Origin of the sequence: Neisseria sp. HMSC070F02 (genome assembly GCF_001814225.1) — a bacterium.
Taxonomy (GTDB): Bacteria; Pseudomonadota; Gammaproteobacteria; order Burkholderiales; family Neisseriaceae; genus Neisseria; species Neisseria meningitidis.
This window is the reverse complement of sequence record NZ_KV815429.1, coordinates 10,818-28,144: the sequence shown is the minus strand read 5'-3', so window position 1 is coordinate 28,144 and position 17,327 is coordinate 10,818. Positions and strand designations below refer to the sequence as shown.

Genomic DNA, 17,327 nt, shown 5'->3' with positions numbered 1-17,327 from the left:
CCTTGTCCTGATTTTTGTTAATCCACTATATCATTGCTTACAATCCGCTTTTTAAACAACAAATTTTTGATTTCTATTACGAACAGGACAAAAATCCTGCTTATTGCACTAAAACTAAGCCGTTTCAGGAATTTGCGGCAAATTTACAGCTTTTACCGAGCCTAATGCTTTCGCTTTTTGGTAAAACGCCAATTTGTATTCAAGCAAATCTAAATAGCGTTTTAATTCGGCAATTTGACACTTCACATTTTCTATTTGATTTTCAAACAAGGAAAGGCGTTCTTCAATGGTATCGTCGCCAATGACGGTACATTCCGCAAAGCGTTTGATGTCTTTTAAGCTCATTCCCGTATTTTTCAAGCATTGCAATAAGCCCAACCATTGCAAATCGTTATCGGTAAAACAGCGGTTACCGTATTCATCACGTCCGATATTGGGCAACAAACCTTCTTTGTCGTAAAAACGTAGGGTGTGGGCGGAGATGCCTATTTTTTCGGCGGCTTTGGCAGTAGTATAAGTCATTTTCCCTCCTTCTAAACAAAAACAGTAAAAAACACTTGCTTTAGAGTTAACTCTAAAGTGTAAACTGTTGCTATGTTGCTCAGGCAAGGCAACTTTGTCAATGAATTAAGAGGAAAGACAATGGAAATGAAACAAGCCGATTCAACCATCAAATCTCGTGCGGCGGTGGCATTCGCCCCTAACCAACCCTTACAAATTGTGGAAATCGACGTAGAAATGCCGCGTAAAGGCGAGGTGTTAATCCGCAATACCCACACTGGCGTGTGCCATACTGATGCGTTTACGTTATCAGGAAGCGATCCTGAAGGCGTATTCCCTGTGGTGCTTGGACACGAAGGTGCGGGTGTGGTCGTTGCTGTGGGCGAAGGTGTGTCAAGCGTAAAACCGGGTGATCACGTGATTCCGCTTTACACCGCCGAATGTGGCGAATGTGAGTTTTGTTGTTCAGGTAAAACCAACTTGTGCGTCTCAGTGCGTGATACACAAGGTAAAGGCTTAATGCCGGACGGCACGACGCGTTTTTCTTATCAAGGTCAGCCAATCTATCACTATATGGGCTGTTCGACTTTCAGTGAATACTCCGTTGTTGCCGAAGTTTCACTGGCGAAAATCAACCCTGAAGCCAACCATGAACAAGTATGTTTGCTCGGCTGCGGCGTTACCACAGGTATTGGTGCGGTACATAATACGGCAAAAGTGCAAGAAGGCGACTCTGTTGCCGTGTTTGGCTTAGGCGCGATTGGTTTGGCGGTGGTGCAAGGTGCGCGTCAAGCCAAAGCCGGCCGCATTATCGCCATTGATACCAATCCATCAAAATTTGAGTTGGCAAAACAGTTCGGTGCAACGGATTGTTTGAACCCGAACGATTACGATAAACCGATCAAAGATGTGTTGTTAGACATTAATAAATGGGGCATTGACCATACCTTTGAATGTATCGGCAACGTAAACGTAATGCGTCAGGCATTAGAAAGTGCACACCGTGGTTGGGGTCAATCCATTATCATCGGCGTAGCAGGTGCAGGACAAGAAATTTCAACGCGTCCGTTCCAGTTGGTAACAGGTCGTGTTTGGAAAGGTTCAGCATTTGGCGGTGTGAAAGGTCGCTCTGAACTGCCGAAAATGGTGGAAGATTCAATGAAAGGCGACATTGAGTTAGAACCGTTTGTAACCCACACAATGACACTCGATCAAATCAATGAAGCCTTTGACTTAATGCACGAAGGTAAATCGATCCGCGCCGTTATTCACTACTAAGGTATGCGATGAAACTGATGGAACAACATCAAATTTTTGGCGGTTCGCAACAAGTTTGGGCGCATCATGCCCAAACGCTGCAATGCGAAATGAAATTTGCCGTCTATTTGCCAAATAATTCGGAAAATCAACCGCTTGGTGTGATTTATTGGCTTTCCGGCTTGACGTGTACGGAACAAAATTTCATTACTAAATCAGGCTTTCAGCTTTATGCAGCAGAACATCAAGTGATTGTGCTTGCCCCTGATACCAGCCCTCGCGGAGAGCAAGTGCCGAACGATGCGGCTTACGATTTAGGACAAGGTGCGGGCTTTTATCTTAATGCAACTGAGCAGCCTTGGGCGACGAATTATCAAATGTATGATTATATCTTGAACGAATTGCCTGATTTGGTTGAAGCAAATTTCTCTACTAACGGCAAACGTTCCATTATGGGGCATTCAATGGGCGGACACGGTGCATTGGTATTGGCACTGCGAAATCGGAAACGTTATCAAAGCGTTTCTGCTTTTTCGCCTATTTTATCGCCAAGCCTCGTGCCTTGGGGAGAAAAGGCCTTTACTGCTTATTTAGGGGAAGATCGTGAAAAATGGCAGCAATATGATGCCAGCTCGCTCATTCAACAAGGCTATAAAGTGCAAGGTATACGCATTGATCAGGGCTTGGAAGATGAGTTTTTGCCGACACAATTGCGTACCGAAGATTTTATCGAAACCTGTCGTGCGGCAAACCAGCCGGTCGATGTGCGCTTCCACAAAGGCTACGACCATAGTTATTACTTCATCGCCAGTTTTATTGGCGAGCATATTGCTTATCACGCCGCGTTTTTGAAGTAAACCAAAGAGCGTTCAGTGTTCAAAGCAGTTTTGGGATAGCCGGCACGAGGGCGGTAAGAAGTGCCGGCATAAACGTATGCCGTCTGAGCCGGAAGGAGCCGACTCTACGGATTATAGTGGATTAAATTTAAATCAGGACAAGGCGACGAAGCCGCAGACAGTACAGATAGTACGGCAAGGCGAGGCAACGCTGTACTGGTTTAAATTTAATCTACTATAAAAGGCATTTGAGCTCATATCTGCACCATATTGAAACGCCGCCTTTGCTTATACCCCCTTGTGCGCGTCATTATTCTTTTCCACGGAAAATGCCAAGTTTGAAGGAAATCATTTATAATACCGACGGTAAGCATTTTCTTTCTTAGCCGCAAGAAGTATAACAAGGTTAAATATGAGTAATAGAGACCAACTTTTTAAAGCCCCGCCGTTTGAAAATCACAGCCCGCTGACTTGGTATCAGGCTGCCTCACAACTGCCCAACTTCATCCGCGACGACGCGCAGGCAGCCGCCATCGAACACCTCGATCGGCTTTGGACCGAATTGATGATGTTCAAACGCAAAAGAAACCGTTTTTTAGGCAGGAGTTTGCGTTCCCCGCAAGTCCCCAAAGGGCTTTATTTCTATGGCGGGGTCGGACGCGGCAAAAGCTTTCTGATGGACGCTTTTTTCGGCTGCCTCCCTTACCGCCGCAAACGCCGCGTCCACTTTCATGCCTTTATGGCAGAAATCCACCAGAGGCTGAAAACCCTGAAAAGCGAAAGCAACCCGTTGAAATCCGTTGCCGCCGAGATTGCCAAAGAAACCCGCGTATTATGTTTTGACGAATTTCATGTCAGCGATATTGCGGATGCAATGATTTTAGGCCGTCTGCTGGAAAACCTGCTTAACGAGGGCGTTGTTTTGGTGGCGACTTCAAACTACGCGCCTTCCGAACTCTACCCGCAAGGTCAAAACCGGAGCAGTTTTCTTCCCACAATCGCGCTCATCGAGTCCAGCCTGACCGTCTTAAACGTTGACGGCGGTGAAGACTACCGACTGCGTACCCTCCGCCCCGCCGAGATTTTCTTTACGCCTGCCAATGAAGAAAATGAGGCAAAACTGGCAAAACTGTTCAAAGAAATGACAGGCATTACCGATTTGAACCCCGGCATCAGCACCATCCACGGTCGGGAGATTCCCCACAAAGCCGAGTCCGGCCGTGCCATATGGTTTGATTTCCGCGCACTGTGCTTCGGCCCCCGCTCACAGTCCGACTATCTGTATTTGGCCGAACATTATGAAATGGTTTTTATTTCAGGTTTGGAACAACTCTCACCGCAAGAAAAGGCGGAGGCGCGGCGGCTGACTTGGCTGATTGACGTACTCTACGATTTCCGGGTCAAACTGTGTGCCACCGGCGCGGTAGATGTCAACCATATCTATACGGAAGGCGATTTTGCCGAAGAATTTACCCGCACCGCCAGCCGGATGGTCGAAATGCAGTCCGAAGTTTATTTGGAACAGCCGCACCTGACCCTATCTCCCAAGGCTTCAGGCGGATAAGTTATTTTTTTGATAGAATACCGATTTGATTCTTCTTAAGTAAAAATAAGGATATAGCATGGCGATTGAACGTACCATCTCCATCATCAAACCCGATGCCGTCGGCAAAAACGTTATCGGCAAAATATACAGCCGCTTTGAGGAGAACGGTCTGAAAATCGTTGCCGCCAAAATGAAGCAGCTTACCCTCAAAGAGGCGCAAGAATTTTATGCGGTTCATAAAGACCGCCCCTTCTACGCCGGATTGGTTGAATTTATGACCGGCGGTCCGGTTATGATTCAAGTACTGGAAGGCGAAAACGCCGTTCTGAAAAACCGCGAACTGATGGGGGCGACCAATCCCGCCGAAGCCGCCGAAGGCACGATACGCGCGGACTTTGCCACTTCGGTCAGCATCAATGCCGTACACGGCTCGGACACTCCGGAAAATGCCGCTTTGGAAATTGCCTACTTTTTCAGCCAAACCGAAATCTGCCCCCGTTGATACAATACACCGCACAACTCCTCTTCAGACGGCATAAAATATATCCATGCCGTCTGAAAACTCTGTTGCAAAAGGCTTCAAATCAAACTTGCCTGCCCTGCAATTTTTTATTTGAAGCCTTAATTTAAGAAAAACACAAATACATGAAAACCAATCTGCTCAACTACGACCTCCAAGGGCTGACCCGACATTTTGCCGATATGGGCGAAAAACCTTTCCGTGCCAAACAGGTTATGCGTTGGATGCACCAATCCGGCGCGCAAAATTTTGACGAAATGACCGATTTGGCAAAATCGTTGCGCCATAAACTGAACGAACAGGCAGGCATCGAAATTCCCAAGCTGATGATGTCTCAAAAATCTTCAGACGGCACTCGAAAATGGCTTTTGGATGTCGGTACGGGCAACGGGGTGGAAACCGTCTTCATCCCCGAATCGGATCGCGGCACGCTCTGCATTTCCTCACAAGTCGGCTGCGCTTTGGAATGTACATTTTGTTCGACCGGCCGGCAGGGCTTCAACCGCAATTTGACTGCTGCCGAAATCATCGGGCAATTGTGGTGGGCAAACAAAGCGATGGGCGTTACACCGAAAAACGAGCGCGTGATTTCCAACGTCGTCATGATGGGCATGGGCGAGCCGATGGCGAACTTCGACAATGTCGTTACCGCCTTAAGCATCATGCTGGACGACCACGGCTACGGTTTGAGCCGCCGCCGCGTAACCGTTTCCACTTCGGGTATGGTTCCCCAAATGGACAGGTTGCGCGATGTCATGCCGGTGGCTTTGGCGGTTTCCCTCCACGCTTCCAATGACGAAGTCCGCAACCAAATCGTACCGTTGAACAAAAAATATCCCTTGAAAGAATTGATGGCCGCATGCCAACGCTATCTGGTCAAAGCACCCAGGGATTTCATCACTTTCGAATACGTCATGTTGGACGGAATAAACGATAAGGCGCAACATGCGCGCGAACTGATCGAACTGGTCACAGATGTTCCCTGCAAGTTCAATCTGATTCCGTTCAATCCCTTCCCAAACTCCGGATACGAACGCTCCAGCAATGAGAACATCCGTGTGTTCCGCGATATTTTGCAGCAGGCAGGATTTGTCGTTACCGTACGAAAAACGCGCGGCGACGACATCGATGCCGCCTGCGGACAGTTGGCGGGGCAGGTTCAGGATAAAACGCGCCGCCAACAAAAATGGCAGCAGATTTTAATCGGACAACAGGGGTAATTATGCCTTTTAAGCCATCCAAACGAATCTCTTTATTACTTGTCCTTGCCTTGGGCGCGTGCAGCACTTCCTACCGCCCCTCGCGGGCAGAAAAAGCCAATCAGGTTTCCAATATCAAAACCCAGTTGGCAATGGAATATATGCGCGGTCAGGACTACCGTCAGGCGACGGCAAGTATTGAAGACGCCTTGAAATCAGACCCTAAAAACGAGCTTGCCTGGCTGGTCCGTGCCGAAATCTATCAATACCTGAAAGTTAACGACAAGGCGCAGGAAAGTTTCCGGCAAGCCCTCTCCATCAAACCCGACAGTGCCGAAATCAACAACAACTACGGCTGGTTCCTGTGCGGCAGGCTCAACCGCCCTGCCGAATCTATGGCATATTTCGACAAAGCCCTGGCCGACCCCACCTACCCGACCCCTTATATTGCCAACCTGAATAAAGGCATATGCAGCGCAAAACAGGGGCAATTCGGATTGGCGGAAGCCTATTTGAAACGTTCCCTCGCCGCCCAGCCGCAGTTCCCACCCGCATTTAAAGAACTGGCGCGCACCAAAATGCTGGCCGGGCAGTTGGGCGATGCCGATTACTACTTTAAAAAATACCAAAGCAGGGTAGAAGTCCTTCAGGCCGATGATTTGCTGCTAGGCTGGAAAATTGCCAAAGCCCTCGGCAACGCACAGGCGGCATACGAATATGAAGCACAATTGCAGGCGAATTTCCCCTACTCGGAAGAATTGCAAACCGTCCTCATCGGTCAATAAACAGATTCAAACCATATGAACACACTCCAACGCCGCAAGACGCATCAAGTCCGCATCGATCATATTACCGTCGGTTCAGAAGCACCCGTCGTTATCCAATCTATGACCAACACCGACACTGCCGATGCAAAAGCCACCGCATTGCAGATTAAGAAATTGAGCGATGCCGGATCCGAAATGGTGCGTATTACCGTCAACAGCCCCGAAGCCGCGTCCAAAGTTGCCGAAATCCGCCGCCGCTTGGACGATATGGGCTATGCCACACCACTTATCGGCGATTTCCACTTCAACGGCGAACGCCTGTTGGCGGAATTTCCCGAATGCGGCAAAGCATTGTCCAAATACCGCATCAATCCCGGCAATGTCGGCAAAGGCGTAAAAGGCGATGAAAAATTTGCCTTTATGATTCGGACTGCTGCTGAAAACGATAAAGCCGTCCGCATCGGCGTAAACTGGGGTTCTTTGGATCAAAGCCTCGCCAAACGTATGATGGATGCCAACCTCGCTTCTTCCGCGCCGAAACCGCCCGAAGAAGTGACGAAGGAAGCACTGATTGTCTCCGCTTTGGAATCTGCCGAAAAAGCCGTTCTATTGGGACTGCCCGAAGACAAAATCATCCTGTCGTGCAAAGTCAGCGCGGTTCAGGATTTGATTCAGGTTTACCGCGAACTGGGCAGCCGTTGCGCCTATCCGCTGCATTTGGGTTTGACCGAAGCCGGTATGGGCAGCAAAGGCATTGTCGCATCAACGGCGGCATTATCCGTCTTGCTTCAAGAAGGAATCGGCGACACCATCCGCATTTCACTGACTCCGGAACCTGGCAGCCCGCGTACTCAGGAGGTCGTCGTCGGGCAAGAGATTTTACAAACTATGGGATTGCGTTCGTTTACGCCGATGGTTACCGCCTGCCCCGGCTGCGGGCGTACCACCAGTACCGTATTTCAAGAGCTGGCACAAGATGTTCAAAATTACCTGCGCCAAAAAATGTCTATATGGCGTACCCTTTATCCCGGGGTTGAATCCCTGAACGTTGCCGTAATGGGCTGCGTTGTCAATGGGCCCGGAGAAAGCAAATTGGCCGACATCGGCATCAGCCTGCCCGGTACGGGAGAAACACCCGTCGCGCCGGTTTATGTGGACGGGGAGCGCAAAGTCACACTGAAAGGCGACAACATTGCAACGGAATTTTTGGCTATTGTTGAAGAGTATGTCAAAACCAACTACGGCGAAAACGGCTCCAAACGCAACCAGAACAAAATCATCCCAATACAGTCCCTATAAGACAAATGCCGTCTGAACTGTTTTCAGACGGCATTTGTTTCTCTCAGATTTCTTATTAAAACTGTAAAGAAGCACGGTTCTCCAAGATTTGATCAATCAGACCATATTCTTTAGCCTCTTCGGCGGACATGAAATTATCACGGTCGGTGTCGCGCTCCAAATCTGCCAAATCGCGGCCGCAATGTTTCGCCATCAGGCGGTTGAGTTTTTCTTTGATTTTCAACAGTTCGCGTGCGTGAATTTCAATATCGGATGCCTGACCGCCCAAGCCTCCGCTGATTAAAGGCTGGTGAATCATAATCCGGCTGTTGGGCAGGGCGAAACGTTTGCCTTTTTCGCCTGCCGACAATAAGAACGCGCCCATACTTGCTGCCTGCCCCAAGCACAAAGTCGATACATCGGGCTTGATAAAATTCATGGTGTCGTAAATCGACATACCGGCGGTTACCGAACCGCCTGGCGAGTTAATATAGAAGAAAATATCCTTATCCGGATTCTCACTTTCCAAAAACAACAGTTGGGCAACCACCAGATTGGCGGACTCGTCGGTTACCGGGCCGACCAAGAATACGATGCGCTCTTTCAAAAGCCGGGAATAGATATCGAATGCACGCTCACCGCGACCGCTCTGCTCGATAACGGTAGGGACAAGATAGTTATCAAAAGACATTTCGTCTCCTTTCATGATGTAAAAGCACCAAAGCGGGCTTTAAAAGCGGCTTCGGTGCTTTCAAAAACTGCCCTAAGACGGCATTTTCAGGATAATCAGGCTTGCGCGCCCATCACTTCGTCAAAAGACAAAGCTTTTTCGTTTACTTTGGCTTTACCCAAAACGAAATCAACGACGTTGCTTTCTATCGCCAAAGAAGTCGGGGCTTGCAGGCGGGAAGGCTCTGCGTAGTACCAGTCGATTACTTCTTGAGGATCTTCGTAGCTTTCTGCGAAGTTGGCGACAACGGCTTTGACTTGCTCCTCAGTCGGTTCCAGTTTGTTTTCATCAACCAGTTTGGCCAAAATCAGACCCAAAGACACGCGGCGTTCGGCTTGTTCTTTGAACATATCCAAAGGCAGATCCAAGTTGGCAGCATCAGCCATACCTTGGTTAACAAAATTTTGTTTCATTTCGTTTGCCAAGCGTGCGGCTTCTTCATTGACCAAAGCAACAGGTGCTTTCAGCTCTACGGCTTTGAGCAGCGCGTTCATTACGGATTCTTTGGTTTGTTCGTTTACGCGGCGTTCCACTTCGCGGCTTACGTTTTTCTGCACTTCTTCGCGCATTTTGGCAACGTCGCCATCCGCAATACCCAAGGCTTTTGCAAAATCTGCATCGACTTCAGGCAGAGTCGCTTCGGAAACGTTGTTCAGCGTAATGGTGAACACGGCAGTTTTACCGGCAACGTCTTTACCGTGGTAGTCTTCAGGGAAATTGACGGTAACGTCTTTACTTTCGCCAGCCTTCATGCCGACTACGCCGGCTTCAAATTCAGGCAGCATTTGACTTGCGCCCAATACGAAGGCGTAGTTTTTGGATGCGCCGCCGGCAAAAGGTTCGCCGTCGATTTTGCCTTCAAAGTCAATGATGACGCGGTCGCCGTTTCGGGCTTCGCGTTCGACATGGTTGAAGCGGGTGCGTTGTTTGCGCAGGATTTCTACGGTTTGGTCCACTTCGGCATCACCGACGGAAGCGGTTACTTTTTCAACTTCTTGTGCAGACAAATCGCCGATAACGACTTCGGGGAACACTTCAAAAATGGCGGCAACTTTGAAAGACTCTTTATCGTCTTGTTCTTCAACGCCTTCAAAACGGGGGAAGCCTGCCACTTTCAACTCTTGGGCAACGGCAACATCGTAGAAGCGGCGTTGCACCAGCTCGTTGATCACGTCGTTTTGTGCGCTCGCACCGTACATTTGGGCAATCATTTTTAAAGGTGCTTTACCCGGACGGAAACCGTCGATTTTTGCACGGCGTTGGGTTTGTTTCAGTTTTTTATCGGTTTCTGCGTTGATTTCGGACCAAGGCAGGGACAACACTACTTTGCGTTCCAGATTTTCTAAAGTTTCAACAGTTACGCTCATCATAAGCCCTTAAATTTGTTGTGTTGATAAAATGATAAACTTTCTTCCCTACATGGGGAAGCAAACAGCGCAACGGTACGATATTTGAACCGCATTGCCGCAAAGGGGAAATTTTAGCTGGCAAGTATATCACAATGTTTCGCCTGAAACATAATATGCCGTCTGAAACGCCAATTCCGCCGTTCAGACGGCATTTTGCAATACGGGCTACAAATGGTCCTTGTGCGCCAAAATTTTACGGCTGCCGTTGAGGTCGGTGGAAGAAACGACACCCGCATTTTCCAGTGCCTCCATCAGGTTTGCCGCGCGGTTATAGCCGATGCGCAGCTGCCGCTGCAAAGACGAAATGGAGGTTTTTTTGCTTTCCAAAACATAGGCGACTGCCTGATCGAACAATTCGTCGCTGTCTGCATTCGGATTAACGATATTGGCAGTTTCCAGCGCGGCCTCGCCGCTGAGCAGACCTTCAATATAGTCGGCTGGGGCTTGCGATTTGACGTAGTTGACGACTTGATGTACTTCGTCGTCTGAAACAAACGCGCCTTGCAGGCGAGTCGGTTCGGCACTGCCGGGCTGGAGGAACAGCGAATCGCCATATTTGAGCAGTTCGTCCGCGCCCATTTGGTCGAGGATGGTACGGCTGTCGATTTTGCTTTGCACGGTAAACGCCATACGCGTCGGGATGTTGGCTTTAATCAGGCCGGTAACGACATCGACACTGGGACGTTGGGTGGCGACAATCATATGGATACCGGCGGCGCGCGCTTTTTGGGCGAGACGGGCGATTTGCTGCTCGACGGCTTTGCGTTCGGTCATCATCAGGTCGGCAAGTTCGTCGATAACGACCACAATCAACGGCAGTTTTTCCAGCGGCTCGGGCTCGTCGGGGTTCAGGCTGAACGGATTGAGCAGCGGCTTGCCTGCCGCTTTTGCGGCTTCGACTTTTTGGTTGAAGCCCTCCAAATTACGCACACCGGCATGGGAAAGCAGGCGGTAGCGTTTTTCCATTTCGGCGACGCACCAGTTCAACGCCTGCCCTGCTTCGCGCATATCGGTTACAACCGGGCAGAGCAGGTGCGGAATGCCGTCGTAAATGCTCAACTCAAGCATTTTCGGGTCTATCATGATAAAGCGGACTTCGTCGGGCGTAGCTTTGAAAAGCATAGACATAATCATGCCGTTCACGCCGACGGACTTGCCCGAACCAGTCATACCGGCGACCAAAAGGTGCGGCATTTTCGCCAAGTCGCCGACAACGGGGGTACCGGCAATGTCTTTGCCCAGCGCGACGGTCAGCTTGGATTTGGCTTCGGCAAACACGGGCGAGGACAAGATTTCACTCAACATCACGTCTTGGCGTTTGTCGTTGGGCAACTCGATGCCCATCGTGTTTTTACCTGCGATGGTTTCGACGATACGCACGGACTGCAGCGACATAGAGCGTGCCAAATCTTTCGACAAGGCAACAATTTGGCTGCCTTTAACACCTTGCGCGGGTTCGATTTCGTAGCGCGTGATGACGGGGCCGGATGTGGCGGATACGACTTGTACGCCGATGCCGAATTCTGCCAGTTTGGATTCGATCAGTTCGGCAGTGCGCTCCAATTCGGCGGGATTGATGCTGACGGGTTCGCTGTCAGGAATCCGCAATAGGTTCAATGTAGGCTTGTGGTATTCGCCCGCCTGCCGAGGTTCGTCATCTTCAAACAGAGAAACCTGAATTTTGGGCGGCGGCGCGACGGAAACCGCGACGGATTTGCGGTTGCTGCTGCTGCCTTCGGGCAAGGCAACGGGTTTGGCCGTAATATTCTTGGCTTCTTTTACCATGCGCCGTGTATTTTGGGTATCGACACCGTCTGTTTTGGTATTCGGCCGGCGTTTTCCTAAAGCCATGACCTTGCCGGATAAGGCACTCAGGCGGTTTTGAACCGCCCTGCCCGCACCGTTCAAAAATTCCAGCCATGAAATCTGCACCAGCAGGGACAACGACAACAGCAGAACAACCAAGATAATCAGCAGGCTGCCCGATTTCCCCAGCAGCCACGCAAACACTGCGCCGACGCGTATGCCGACCATACCGCCTGCTCCGACAGGCAGGGAGTCGGCATATTTTCCGCCCAGCACAAAATACTCCAAGACGGGGCTGAAGACCGTCAGGACAAACAGCGCGGCGGCAGCGATTTTGTGGTTGTATGCCTCGTTTTCCGTCTGTTTTGCGTGCAGGCGGAAATTTTTATACAGCACGACGCAGGCAGCCGCTATCCACCACCAGAACGACCAGCCGAAAAGATAATAGCCGACATCGGCAACATACGCGCCGAACAGTCCGCCCCAATTGGCGACATCTTCCACAACCGGCGAACTGTGCGACCAAGACGGATCGCCCATATCGAAACTGATCAGGGAAATCGCCAAATACAGGGTTGCCGCCAAACCCATCAGCCACAGTGCGTCGCCGATAAGGTTGACGACATGTTCGGGACGCGCCTTTTTGGTTTCGGTTTTCTGCAACTCTTTGACCGCCTTGAGCCGCTCGGAAACTTTATTGCCCCGTGCGCCGTTGTCGGCTTTCTTGTTGCGTGCGGACGTTGGGGACGGGCTTCCCGCCCTGCCTTTTGCTGTTTTTTTATGGGATTTTTCTGTCATGCCGTATTACCGGAAAATGCCGTCTGAAATAAGGAAGCCGGACGGCTTGCGGATTGAATATGGAAAGTGTCGGATTATACTCCATTTCTCCTGCTTTCATCCTGCAACAGACAGACATTGCCTTTCAGACGGCATATCTGTTGCCCGCCATATGTATTTTTACGCAGACCCTCGGCAAACCAGTATAATCCGTGCCGTTTGAACCGATTGAAAGAAGATGGTATGAACCAACTGAAACTTGCCGTTTCCGGTGCACAGATTTTATTTGTGGCATTCGGCGCAATGGTGCTGGTTCCCCTGCTGACCGGTCTGAATCCGGCTCTTGCGCTTTTGGGCGCAGGCTTGGGAACGCTGCTGTTCCAAATCACAACCAAACGCAAAGTGCCGATTTTTCTTGGTTCTTCGTTTGCCTTTATCGCACCGATTATCTACTCCGTCGGCGAATGGGGGCTGCCTTCCACCATGTTCGGACTGTTTGCCGCCGGCTTTATGTATTTTGTGTTTGCCGCGCTGATCCGTTGGCGCGGACTGGCAGCGGTACACAAACTGCTGCCTCCGGTCGTCATCGGCCCCGTCATCATGGTCATCGGTCTGTCTGTTGCCGTGGCGGCAAGCAGCATGGCAATGGGTCAGGCGGACGGCAAACAGGTCATCGACTATACCGATTCGCTGATTCTTTCCGGCTTTACCTTTGCCGTTACCGCCATCGTATCGGTTTTCGGCAGCAGGATGATGAAGCTGATTCCCATCTTGATCGGTGTCGCTTCGGGTTATGTTTTGGCACTGCTGATGGGACTGGTGGACACGGCAAGCATTGCACACGCGCCCTGGTTCGCCGTTCCCCATTTTGAAACGCCTCAGATCAACTGGCAGGCTGCACTGTTTATGCTGCCCGTTGCCGTCGCCCCCGCCATCGAACACATCGGCGGCATCATGGCAATCGGCAATGTGACGGGGAAAGACTATACGAAAGACCCGGGCTTGGACAAAACCCTTGCGGGCGACGGTTTGGGCGTGTGCGTTGCCGGTCTGATCGGCGGCCCGCCGGTTACGACCTACGGCGAAGTAACGGGTGCGGTGATGATTACCAAAAACAGTAACCCTGTCATCATGACTTGGGCGGCGGTTTTTGCCGTCTGCATGGCGTTTTTCGGCAAATTCAATGCGTTTTTGGCTTCCATTCCGATGCCCGTGATGGGTGGCATTATGCTGCTGCTGTTCGGCACGATTGCTTCTTTGGGCGTGAAAACGCTGATTGATGCCAAAGTCGATTTGATGCTGCCGAAAAACCTGGTCATCGTCAGCTCGGTACTGACCACGGGCATCGGCGGCATGACGCTCAAATTGGGCAGCTTCAGCTTTGCCGGCGTGGGCTTGTGCGCCGTACTTGCCATTGTGTTGAACAGCCTGCTGCCCGATCCGAAAGAATCCTGACCGTCGATATGGAAATGCCGTCTGAACATCTTTCAGACGGCATTTTCCGTTTTATTTGAGATTTTGAATCAAAGAGCGCACAGTTCCGCCGTAATAAGAAGAAGACGTGCAATACACTGTTTCCAAGCCGCATTGTCCCTGTGCGCCGTATTTTTTGATGCACTGGTTGAGTGCGACCTGATGAACGCTCGTAAAACGCGGAGAAGTAATCACAACGGCGTTTTCAACGCGCATCGCGCCCAAGGCTTTCGGGTATGCCAGCGCGACACAGGTATTGTTCAGCGACACGACCGACCGGCATCCGGTCGGCTCGTCTTCGGCAATGCCCGCAAGCGTGTCCTGACCTTTGCAAAAGGCTTCCAACTCGGCAAACGCTTCGCTTTTCGTCGAATCTTCTTTTGTAGTTTTAACCTGCAAAACATCGTCCGCATTCTGCGGATTCTGCCAAACGGCGAGATAGCCGTAAGTATCGGCAGCCCGTGCCGCCGCAGTCATCAGGCATAGTGCCGATACGGCCAGTATCTTTTTCATCATGATAAATTCCCGACGGTTCGTCCAAATTCTGTTGCATTATAAACAAAAAACAGGATAAGTCCCGCCTTATCGGCTTATCCCTCCCCGCAGATTGCACCGCCGGGTATGGCAAACCGATTTCGGCAGCGCAAATCCGCATACCGCCGCCTTAGCGGCAAGCCGTTGTTTTCAGACGGCATTGCGGCCAACCTTTGCGGCGGGCGAAAAACCTTGTCCTATAATTTATCCCGTTTCAAAATCAGCATACGGTCGGAAATGCAAAAAATATCTTTCAATTTGTTGAAACCTGCAACTCCCTGAAAATAGGGAAACGCCGCCCCGGTTTGAACGGCGCACCGCATATTCCGATGCCCTCCCCCCGATACCTTCCGGCAAGCCCAGAAATGCCCGGCAACAATATCCATCCGGCAAAAATCCGAAACAACACACCCGGTGGCAGGCAGAGTCAAACCGCCCCGCAAAGCATCCGCCATCAGAAAAACAAACCGCCTCCGAGGGCTTCATCCTAAAGGGCGTATTGTTCGATAATGGTTTGGGTTATAATCCCCTATCGATTCTCCACGTCCGTGAGACACTTCAGCTATGGAAACCCCGACCAACACCCCGCAACGCTCCCTGCGTCAAAACAGTATCTACCTGCTGCCCAACTCCTTTACCATCGCCGCGCTGTTTTCCGCATTTTACGCAATCACCCAATCCATGCACGGACGTTATGAAACCGCCGCCATCGCGGTATTCATCTCTATGTTGCTGGACGGTATGGACGGGCGCGTGGCGCGGCTGACCAACAGCCAAAGCGCGTTCGGGGAGCAGCTCGACAGCCTTGCCGATATGGTCAGCTTCGGCGTTGCCCCCGCGCTTATTGCCTACAAATGGCAGCTTTGGCAGTTCGGCAAAATCGGTTATTCCGTCGCCTTCATCTACTGCGCCTGCGCCGCCCTGCGCCTCGCCCTGTTCAACACGCTCATCGGCAAGGTGGACAAACGCTGGTTTATCGGCGTGCCCAGTCCGACTGCCGCCGCGCTGATTGTCGGGCTGATTTGGGTCAACCACAGCGTCGAAAAATTCCCCGCCGTCCACTGGTGGGCATTGGGCATCACACTGTTTGCCGGCCTGTCGATGATTGTCCAAATCCCTTTTTGGAGTTTTAAAGAAATCAACATCCGCAGACAAGTCCCCTTTGTCGGAATGCTGCTTGCCGTCTTATTGCTGCTTCTGGTCACTTGGGAACCGTCGCTCGTCCTCTTCCTGTTCTTTCTCGGATACAGCCTGTCCGGCTACATTATGGCGGCACGCCGATTCTGGAAAAAATACAGAAAGGCGGATTAAATGTGGCATTGGGACATTATCTTAATCCTGCTTGCCGTAGGCAGTGCGGCAGGTTTTATTGCCGGTCTGTTCGGCGTAGGCGGCGGCACGCTGATTGTCCCTGTCGTTTTATGGGTACTTGATTTGCAGGGTTTGGCACAACATCCTTACGCGCAACACCTCGCCGTCGGCACATCCTTCGCCGTCATGGTCTTCACCGCCTTTTCCAGTATGTTGGGGCAGCACAAAAAACGGGCGGTCGACTGGAAAACCGTATTTGCGATGATGCCGGGTATGATATTCGGCGTATTCACGGGCGCACTCTCCGCAAAATATATCCCCGCGTTCGGGCTTCAAATTTTCTTCATCCTGTTTTTAACCGCCGTCGCATTCAAAACACTGCATACCGACCCTCAGACGGCATCCCGCCCGCTGCCCGGACTGCCCGGACTGACTGCGGTTTCCACACTGTTCGGCACAATGTCGAGCTGGGTCGGCATAGGCGGCGGTTCACTTTCCGTCCCCTTCTTAATCCACTGCGGCTTCCCCGCCCATAAAGCCATCGGCACATCATCCGGCCTTGCCTGGCCGATTGCACTCTCCGGCGCAATATCGTATCTGCTCAACGGCCTGAATATTGCAGGATTGCCCGAAGGGTCACTGGGCTTCCTTTACCTGCCCGCCGTCGCCGTCCTCAGCGCGGCAACCATTGCCTTTGCCCCGCTCGGTGTCAAAACCGCTCACAAACTTTCTTCTGCCAAACTCAAAAAATCCTTCGGCATTATGTTGCTTTTGATTGCCGGAAAAATGCTGTACAACCTGCTTTAAAACACACGAAAAAACCTTTTTACCGTTTGCACAAGCAATTAATTAGGACAAAGCTGCCCAGTCTCCTGTTCCGACAAAAGGACAGACAACCTGACCGTGCGCCCGACTTTTACCCTTAACTTCTTCTGCCCACAGATTCCATTGCCTTTTTCCAAACTGCCGATTGCCCCGCCTTCACGCCCGAAGGCATCGGCGCATCGCCTGCCGTGCCGATTCCACGCGATGCGGCTGCCTCCCAAACGGTATTTCCGCCATAATGACCGGCATACAAGCCGTAACCTTTGCAATCATATATATAAGTTATTAAATTTTTAGGATGTATTTTGACAATCTGTTGATTTCAACTGCTTGCAAGGGAAAAGGCCATTATTTTTCGGTCAATCAGGAAGTTATCCTATTGAACATTTTGAAACAAAGTATGTTATCAGCACCATATTGAAACACAGCCAAATTTTATGCCCGATACCATTTTCAAAATAAATAATCCCCTGATTTTCACAGATTTCTCAAAATCAGAAAAGTTTTTGTCAATTGAATATTTTGGCTGTGTTTTAGTAATCTGTTGATTTCAATTAT

15 protein-coding genes and 1 pseudogene are annotated in these 17,327 nt (G+C 50.6%); 11 read left to right on the top strand and 5 right to left on the bottom strand.

Annotation, left to right across the window (positions count from 1 at the left end):
- Positions 1–114 precede the first annotated feature (114 nt).
- Positions 115–522, bottom strand: a complete 408-nt coding sequence (locus HMPREF2959_RS05690; protein ID WP_002213348.1) for a MerR family transcriptional regulator — start codon at positions 520–522, stop codon at positions 115–117.
- 147 nt (positions 523–669) lie between these two features.
- Between HMPREF2959_RS05690 and HMPREF2959_RS05685 the strand changes: the two genes are divergently transcribed.
- From HMPREF2959_RS05685 to ispG, 8 genes and pseudogenes are all read left to right on the top strand, one after another.
- Complete coding sequence (locus tag HMPREF2959_RS05685; RefSeq protein ID WP_198429964.1) at positions 670–1,779, top strand: S-(hydroxymethyl)glutathione dehydrogenase/class III alcohol dehydrogenase; 1,110 nt, start codon at positions 670–672, stop codon at positions 1,777–1,779.
- Positions 1,780–1,787: 8 nt separating this feature from the next.
- Positions 1,788–2,615, top strand: a complete 828-nt coding sequence (gene fghA, locus HMPREF2959_RS05680; protein WP_002243581.1) for an S-formylglutathione hydrolase — start codon at positions 1,788–1,790, stop codon at positions 2,613–2,615.
- A 106-nt stretch (positions 2,616–2,721) separates the two neighbouring features.
- Positions 2,722–2,832, top strand: a pseudogene (locus HMPREF2959_RS12875) (IS5/IS1182 family transposase); the annotation flags it as partial.
- A 174-nt stretch (positions 2,833–3,006) separates the two neighbouring features.
- Positions 3,007–4,158: a cell division protein ZapE gene (gene zapE, locus HMPREF2959_RS05670; RefSeq protein WP_002220874.1), complete on the top strand. Its 1,152-nt coding sequence runs from the start codon at positions 3,007–3,009 to the stop codon at positions 4,156–4,158.
- A 58-nt stretch (positions 4,159–4,216) separates the two neighbouring features.
- Positions 4,217–4,642 (top strand): nucleoside-diphosphate kinase, encoded by a 426-nt coding sequence (ndk, locus tag HMPREF2959_RS05665; RefSeq protein WP_002227270.1) that lies wholly within the window; start codon positions 4,217–4,219, stop codon positions 4,640–4,642.
- 143 nt (positions 4,643–4,785) lie between these two features.
- Positions 4,786–5,880: a dual-specificity RNA methyltransferase RlmN gene (gene rlmN / locus HMPREF2959_RS05660; RefSeq protein WP_002219171.1), complete on the top strand. Its 1,095-nt coding sequence runs from the start codon at positions 4,786–4,788 to the stop codon at positions 5,878–5,880.
- A 2-nt stretch (positions 5,881–5,882) separates the two neighbouring features.
- A complete protein-coding gene (gene pilW / locus HMPREF2959_RS05655; RefSeq protein ID WP_002232579.1) occupies positions 5,883–6,644 on the top strand; it encodes a type IV pilus biogenesis/stability protein PilW in 762 nt (253 codons plus the stop codon).
- 15 nt (positions 6,645–6,659) lie between these two features.
- On the top strand, positions 6,660–7,925 hold the full coding sequence (ispG, locus tag HMPREF2959_RS05650; RefSeq protein WP_002243582.1) for a flavodoxin-dependent (E)-4-hydroxy-3-methylbut-2-enyl-diphosphate synthase: 1,266 nt from the start codon (positions 6,660–6,662) through the stop codon (positions 7,923–7,925).
- Between the two features lie 55 nt (positions 7,926–7,980).
- Here ispG and clpP read toward each other — a convergent pair whose 3' ends face one another.
- The 3 genes from clpP to HMPREF2959_RS05635 all read right to left on the bottom strand — a co-directional run bounded on the left by clpP (position 7,981) and on the right by HMPREF2959_RS05635 (position 12,647).
- On the bottom strand, positions 7,981–8,595 hold the full coding sequence (clpP, locus tag HMPREF2959_RS05645) for an ATP-dependent Clp endopeptidase proteolytic subunit ClpP (protein ID WP_002217054.1): 615 nt from the start codon (positions 8,593–8,595) through the stop codon (positions 7,981–7,983).
- Between the two features lie 95 nt (positions 8,596–8,690).
- A complete protein-coding gene (tig, locus tag HMPREF2959_RS05640) occupies positions 8,691–10,001 on the bottom strand; it encodes a trigger factor (protein WP_002243583.1) in 1,311 nt (436 codons plus the stop codon).
- A gap of 207 nt (positions 10,002–10,208) precedes the next feature.
- The gene (locus HMPREF2959_RS05635) at positions 10,209–12,647 is read right to left on the bottom strand and encodes a DNA translocase FtsK (protein ID WP_002225165.1); all 2,439 of its coding nucleotides are present in this window, start codon (positions 12,645–12,647) and stop codon (positions 10,209–10,211) included.
- A 222-nt stretch (positions 12,648–12,869) separates the two neighbouring features.
- Between HMPREF2959_RS05635 and HMPREF2959_RS05630 the strand changes: the two genes are divergently transcribed.
- Positions 12,870–14,081 carry a uracil-xanthine permease family protein gene (locus HMPREF2959_RS05630; protein ID WP_002234957.1) on the top strand — a complete coding sequence of 404 codons (1,212 nt, stop codon included), beginning with the start codon at positions 12,870–12,872 and terminating at the stop codon, positions 14,079–14,081.
- Between the two features lie 51 nt (positions 14,082–14,132).
- Here the strand turns inward: HMPREF2959_RS05630 and HMPREF2959_RS05625 are convergent, their stop codons facing one another.
- Positions 14,133–14,615 carry a DUF4189 domain-containing protein gene (locus HMPREF2959_RS05625; protein WP_002234958.1) on the bottom strand — a complete coding sequence of 161 codons (483 nt, stop codon included), beginning with the start codon at positions 14,613–14,615 and terminating at the stop codon, positions 14,133–14,135.
- 582 nt (positions 14,616–15,197) lie between these two features.
- On the opposite strand from HMPREF2959_RS05625, the gene pssA reads away from it, so the two are divergent.
- Entirely contained in the window at positions 15,198–15,944 is a 747-nt protein-coding gene (gene pssA / locus HMPREF2959_RS05615) for a CDP-diacylglycerol--serine O-phosphatidyltransferase (protein WP_002213318.1), read from the top strand.
- Positions 15,945–16,751: a sulfite exporter TauE/SafE family protein gene (locus HMPREF2959_RS05610; protein WP_002243584.1), complete on the top strand. Its 807-nt coding sequence runs from the start codon at positions 15,945–15,947 to the stop codon at positions 16,749–16,751.
- Positions 16,752–17,327 lie beyond the last annotated feature (576 nt).

What these genes read in the sequence shown, in the direction of transcription:
- pssA (WP_002213318.1), top strand. Translation starts at nt 15,198, where the DNA reads ATGGAAACCCCGACCAACACCCCGCAACGCTCCCTGCGTCAAAACAGT.
- HMPREF2959_RS05690 (WP_002213348.1), bottom strand. Translation starts at nt 522, where the DNA reads ATGACTTATACTACTGCCAAAGCCGCCGAAAAAATAGGCATCTCCGCC.
- pilW (WP_002232579.1), top strand. Translation starts at nt 5,883, where the DNA reads ATGCCTTTTAAGCCATCCAAACGAATCTCTTTATTACTTGTCCTTGCC.
- HMPREF2959_RS05610 (WP_002243584.1), top strand. Translation starts at nt 15,945, where the DNA reads ATGTGGCATTGGGACATTATCTTAATCCTGCTTGCCGTAGGCAGTGCG.
- rlmN (WP_002219171.1), top strand. Translation starts at nt 4,786, where the DNA reads ATGAAAACCAATCTGCTCAACTACGACCTCCAAGGGCTGACCCGACAT.
- HMPREF2959_RS05625 (WP_002234958.1), bottom strand. Translation starts at nt 14,615, where the DNA reads ATGATGAAAAAGATACTGGCCGTATCGGCACTATGCCTGATGACTGCG.
- fghA (WP_002243581.1), top strand. Translation starts at nt 1,788, where the DNA reads ATGAAACTGATGGAACAACATCAAATTTTTGGCGGTTCGCAACAAGTT.
- HMPREF2959_RS05635 (WP_002225165.1), bottom strand. Translation starts at nt 12,647, where the DNA reads ATGACAGAAAAATCCCATAAAAAAACAGCAAAAGGCAGGGCGGGAAGC.
- tig (WP_002243583.1), bottom strand. Translation starts at nt 10,001, where the DNA reads ATGAGCGTAACTGTTGAAACTTTAGAAAATCTGGAACGCAAAGTAGTG.
- ndk (WP_002227270.1), top strand. Translation starts at nt 4,217, where the DNA reads ATGGCGATTGAACGTACCATCTCCATCATCAAACCCGATGCCGTCGGC.
- clpP (WP_002217054.1), bottom strand. Translation starts at nt 8,595, where the DNA reads ATGTCTTTTGATAACTATCTTGTCCCTACCGTTATCGAGCAGAGCGGT.
- ispG (WP_002243582.1), top strand. Translation starts at nt 6,660, where the DNA reads ATGAACACACTCCAACGCCGCAAGACGCATCAAGTCCGCATCGATCAT.
- zapE (WP_002220874.1), top strand. Translation starts at nt 3,007, where the DNA reads ATGAGTAATAGAGACCAACTTTTTAAAGCCCCGCCGTTTGAAAATCAC.
- HMPREF2959_RS05630 (WP_002234957.1), top strand. Translation starts at nt 12,870, where the DNA reads ATGAACCAACTGAAACTTGCCGTTTCCGGTGCACAGATTTTATTTGTG.